The following is a 1254-nucleotide window of genomic DNA, read 5'->3' on the forward strand; positions in this document are numbered from 1 at the left end:
AACATATTGCATATATACTGGTTAATACCCACAAAAATGATATTAATAAACTGAATATTGCTCCACTAGACTCTAACTTTAAACTAATATGCAAATTATTACCAAAGTCCATGAGAATAAATTGAGAATGATCACCATACACCAAATATAAAGTGCATAGAGATGTATACGCAAATAGAAGCATAGAAGAAACAACAGTAATGCTACTGTTCACTCTGGGCCATTTACTAGTAAAAGACATAGCTAATGCACTTAAAAGTGGGATCAACGCAGTAATTAACAAATAATTCTCAGTAATAAAAAGTGGCAAGGAAAGAGATATTAAAACAAAATCCATTAAGTAATTCATCTTTCTGTTTAGGTAAAGCTAAAATTATATTCAAGTTATAGAGAATTTGCTATTTTTTAGTTGTATATCGGAAGTTTTAAATAAACCATACGCATCAAGTTAAGAAAAAGTGGCGTAAGGAAGAAAGGAAATAAGAAAAAACTATTTTATATATTAAGTAATAAAGTTAGTAATTTATAGATTTTTCTAAAAAAATATCTTATCCTAGATAAGAATTTCCTAAAAAAATAAATGTAACAAATAAAATGCCAATCTTAAATATTGCTATGCTTCACGATAGCTTCTTAATTTTGTACGTATGGTTTGTTAAACACTTCCAGAATTACTCAAAACCGCTACAGACTATATCTTTCTGTATAATCTTTAAATGCACCTCTATTGGAGTCAAAATGTAGTTTCACACTACCAATTGGCCCGTTTCTTTGTTTTGCAATGATCAGTTCTGCAATATTTCTAATTTTCTCCATTTTCTCTTGCCACTCTCGATGTTTATTACTTCCTTCATTTGGTTGCTTTCTTAATTCATAATATTCTTCTCTATAGAGGAACATTACTATATCCGCATCCTGTTCTATGCTTCCTGAATCACGTAAATCAGAAAGTTGTGGTTTTTTATCATCCCTCTGCTCAACAGAACGAGAGAGCTGCGATAGTGCAACAATGGGAATATTTAGTTCCTTTGCAATTGCTTTCAAACCCTGCGTCACTTCTGAAATTTCTTGCACTCTATTTTCACTACTCCTTTTTGTTGTTCCTCGAATTAATTGCAGATAATCGATAAATACCACCTCTACATTGTATAGCTGATATAGCAGTCGTATTCTGGTACGAAGGGCACTAATTGATAGAGCAGGAGTGTCATCTATAATGAAAGGTAATTCTGATAGATCTGTACTAGCATTAAT

General features: G+C 31.3%; 1 protein-coding gene and 1 pseudogene. Both read right to left on the reverse strand.

What is annotated here, in order from left to right:
* A pseudogene (locus BBB02_RS06860) lies at positions 1–337 on the reverse strand (proton-conducting transporter membrane subunit); the annotation flags it as partial.
* A 347-nt stretch (positions 338–684) separates the two neighbouring features.
* Positions 685–1254: DnaB-like helicase C-terminal domain-containing protein (locus tag BBB02_RS06865; RefSeq protein WP_458694615.1), on the reverse strand; the 570-nt coding region annotated here is incomplete at its 5' end.

The organism is Wolbachia endosymbiont of Bemisia tabaci (assembly GCF_003999585.1).
Classification (GTDB): Bacteria; Pseudomonadota; Alphaproteobacteria; order Rickettsiales; family Anaplasmataceae; genus Wolbachia.